Origin of the sequence: Schaalia cardiffensis, from assembly GCF_016405145.1 — a bacterium.
GTDB lineage: Bacteria > Actinomycetota > Actinomycetes > Actinomycetales > Actinomycetaceae > Pauljensenia > Pauljensenia cardiffensis.
In genome coordinates this window covers 256221-259791 of the sequence record NZ_JAEKIA010000002.1, presented here as the reverse complement: position 1 = coordinate 259791, position 3571 = coordinate 256221, and the positions used below count along the sequence as shown (strand labels likewise).

General features: G+C 58.6%; 3 protein-coding genes. All 3 read left to right on the top strand.

Going from position 1 to position 3571, the window contains the following annotated elements:
• The first annotated feature begins 346 nt into the window (after positions 1-346).
• The 3 genes from JFX23_RS02320 (at position 347) to JFX23_RS02310 (ending at position 3493) form a co-directional block, all read left to right on the top strand.
• Positions 347-1678 carry an ABC transporter substrate-binding protein gene (locus JFX23_RS02320; protein ID WP_198775538.1) on the top strand — a complete coding sequence of 444 codons (1332 nt, stop codon included), beginning with the start codon at positions 347-349 and terminating at the stop codon, positions 1676-1678.
• A gap of 94 nt (positions 1679-1772) precedes the next feature.
• Positions 1773-2618 (top strand): carbohydrate ABC transporter permease, encoded by an 846-nt coding sequence (locus JFX23_RS02315; RefSeq protein WP_005961896.1) that lies wholly within the window; start codon positions 1773-1775, stop codon positions 2616-2618.
• The gene (locus JFX23_RS02310; protein ID WP_005961898.1) at positions 2615-3493 is read left to right on the top strand and encodes a carbohydrate ABC transporter permease; all 879 of its coding nucleotides are present in this window, start codon (positions 2615-2617) and stop codon (positions 3491-3493) included. Before JFX23_RS02315 ends, JFX23_RS02310 begins: the two co-directional genes overlap by 4 nt.
• The last annotated feature ends 78 nt before the right edge of the window (positions 3494-3571 follow it).

The window sequence follows — 3571 nt, the reverse complement described above, 5'->3', positions numbered from 1 at the left end:
TCATCGCCCTAGCCCACCGCCGCATCCTCACCCTACACGCCATGATCCGAAACGCCACCCTCTACAACCCCCAACCCACCCACCAACTACCAACCGTCGCTTGACACACCACATAGGGGCACCCCCCACTCAACTCAGCGCGAAATCACAGCATTTTCTTCGTCACCAAATCGTAATCTTCACAGCCTCTGTGGCCTTGCTCAAACCCCGATCAAACTTTTATAGTCCTCAGTACCGGAAACGTTACCGGCACTTCTGAGCCGTTGACCGAATTCCGCAAAAATTCTCATCACCGCTCAAGCACTGGTGCGAGAGCATGCAACTGTCCAAAGGAGGACATCCCGCGATGTCGAAGTTCATCAAGATCGCAGCGACAACCGTAGCAGCAGCTGCGGCGCTCACCTCGCTGACCGCCTGCTCGTCCGGCGCCGACAAGGCAGCCGATGACAAGGGCTCCGTCTACTACCTCTCCTTCAAGCCCGAGCAGGACCAGATCTGGCAGGATGTCGCAAAGGCCTACACCGAAGAGACCGGTGTCGAGGTCAAGGTCGTCACCGCAGCCTCCGGCACCTACGAGCAGACCCTCAAGTCCGAGGTCGCTAAGTCGGATGCCCCGACCCTCTTCCAGATCAACGGCCCGGTCGGCCTGAAGAACTGGATCGACTACACGGCAGACCTTTCAGAGACCGACTTCTACAAGAATCTTCTCGATCCCTCCCTCGCCGTCACCAAGGACGGGAAGGTCTACGGCGTCCCCTACGTCGTCGAAGGCTACGGCATCATCTACAACCAGAAGATCATGGACAAGTACTTCGCCCTCGGCGGCGCGAAGGTGAAGTCCATGGACGAAATCACCAACTTCGACACCCTCAAGGCCGTCGCCGATGATATGCAGGCGAAGAAGGGCGAACTCGGCATCGAAGGCGTTTTCGCCTCCACTTCTCTCAAGCCGGGCGAGGACTGGCGTTGGCAGACCCACCTCGCCGACCTCCCGGTCTACTTCGAGTACCAGGATGCAAAGGTCGAGGATTCCGATGAACTGAAGTTCACCTACAACGAGCAGTTCAAGAACATCTTTGATCTGTACCTCACCGATTCGACGATCGACCCGAAGCTCGCCTCCTCCAAGGCCGTCACAGACTCCATGGCCGAGTTCGCCCTCGGCAAGGCCGCGATGGTCCAGAACGGCAACTGGGCTTTCGGTCAGATCTCCGAGGTCGCCGGCAACACTGTCGGCGCCGAAGACGTCAAGATGCTCCCGATCTACACCGGCCACAAGGGCGAGGAGAAGCAGGGCCTCAACATCGGCACTGAAAACTACTTCTCCATCAACTCCCAGGCCTCCGAGGCCGATCAGAAGGCTTCCATCGACTTCGTGAACTGGCTGGTCTCTTCCGAGAAAGGCAAGAAGTTGATGGTCGAGGACCTCGGCTTCATCCCGCCGTTCAACACCTTCACGGATGCCGAGCAGCCGAGCGACCCGCTCGCCCAGGAGATCGTCCGCTACATGTCCGACTCGGAGAAGAAGTCGATTCCGTGGGTCTTCACCACCTTCCCGAGCCAGACCTTCAAGGAAGACTTCGGCGCCGCCCTCTCCCAGTACGCCGCTGGCCAGATGGAATGGAATAAGGTCGTCGAGATCTTCACCACCGAGTGGAAGGCCGAGAAGGGCGCCTGATCGGTACCCCCCTTCCATCCTCACAGCGGGGTGCACGTGACGCCCACCCGTGCACCCCGCTTCGCCCATCCACTCACCTACAGGAGCCTCCAGCATGTTGAAGAGCCTCAAACGATTCGGGCCGATCTTCCTCGGCCCCACCCTCATCTCCTTCACCCTCGCTTTCCTCGCCCCCTTCGCGATCGGCCTGTACCTCTCCTTGTGCAAGTTCACGACCGTCACGAACGCCTCTTTCATCGGTATTCAGAACTACATCGACGCGTTCAGTGAAAGGCAGGGCTTCGTCCACGCACTCCTCTTCACCGCAGCGATCACGATCGTTTCGGTGATCACCGTCAACATCTTCGCTTTCGCGATCGCCTACGTCCTGACCCGCAAACTCAAGGGCACGAACTTCTTCCGCACCGTATTCTTCATGCCGAACCTCATCGGCGGCATCGTCTTGGGCTACACCTGGCAGACGATCATCAACGCGGTCCTCCTCCACTGGCAGACCACCCTCGTCACAGACGCAAAATACGGTTTCATCGGCATCATCGTCCTGCTGAATTGGCAGATGGTCGGCTACATGATGATCATCTACATCGCGGGCCTGCAGGCCGTTCCGAAGGATCTCATCGAGGCCGCAGAAATCGATGGCGCGGGCAAGTGGCTGATCCTGAGGAACGTCACCATCCCGATGGTGATGCCTTCGATTACGATCTGCTTGTTCCTCACCCTGTCGAATTCCTTCAAGCTCTTCGACCAGAACCTCGCGCTCACCAACGGCCAACCTCTCAATATGACCGAGATGGCCGCACTCAACATCGTGAACACCTTCTTCGCGCGCACTGGCTTTGAGGGCGTCGGTCAGGCCAAGGCAGTGATCTTCTTCCTGCTCGTCTCCCTCATCGCATTCATCCAGCTTCGCGCGACCCGAGGCAAGGAGGTCGAGGCATGAGCACCGATGCCCGCATTCCCCAGCAGTACAACCAGCCGAAGCACAATCCGCTTGGCAAAGCCATTCTCTACATCATCCTGTTCGCCCTCACCCTAGTGTTCATCGGCCCGCTCCTCTTCATCCTCAACAACTCCTTCAAGGGCCGTTTCTTCATCTCCGATGCTCCTTTCGCCCTTCCCCTGGGCGAATACTGGTCCGGCCTTGACAACTACTTCAGTGGTCTGAAGACGACGAACTTCTTCGTCGCGGCGGGCTGGTCTTTCTTCATCACGGTCGGTTCGGTCATCGTCATCGTCTTCTTCTGCGCGATGACGGCCTACTACATCACCCGCGTCAAGACCAAGTGGACGAACGCCCTCTACCTGCTCTTCGTCTTCTCAATGGTCGTGCCCTTCCAGATGGTCATGTTCCCGACCGTGAAGCTCGCCGACATCCTCAACCTCGACAACCCGCTCGGCATGATCCTGCTCTACCTCGGCTTCGGTTCGGGCCTGTCGGTCTTTATTTTCTCCGGCTTCGTCAAGTCGATCCCCATTGAGATCGAAGAGGCCTCCATGATTGACGGCTGCGGCCCGCTGCAGAACTACTTCCGCATCGTCATGCCAATGCTCAAACCCGTCATGATCACCGTCGCGATCCTCAACACGATGTGGGTGTGGAACGACTACCTCCTGCCCTACCTCGTGATCGGCCTGTCAACGCCATACAAGACGATCCCGGTCGTCGTCCAGCAGCTCGTTGGTTCTCACGGTTCCAACGACATGGGCGCGCTCATGGCCATGCTCGTTCTCGCAATCATCCCGATCGTGATCTTCTATCTCTTCAGCCAGAAGTACATCATTGAGGGCGTCGTCGCCGGCGCCGTCAAGGGCTGATCCTCCAGCGGTGGGGCGGGGGCCCCCGCGGGGGGCCGGCGCCCCCCATTTAAGTCAACCCCAGCGTTCAGCCCCCCC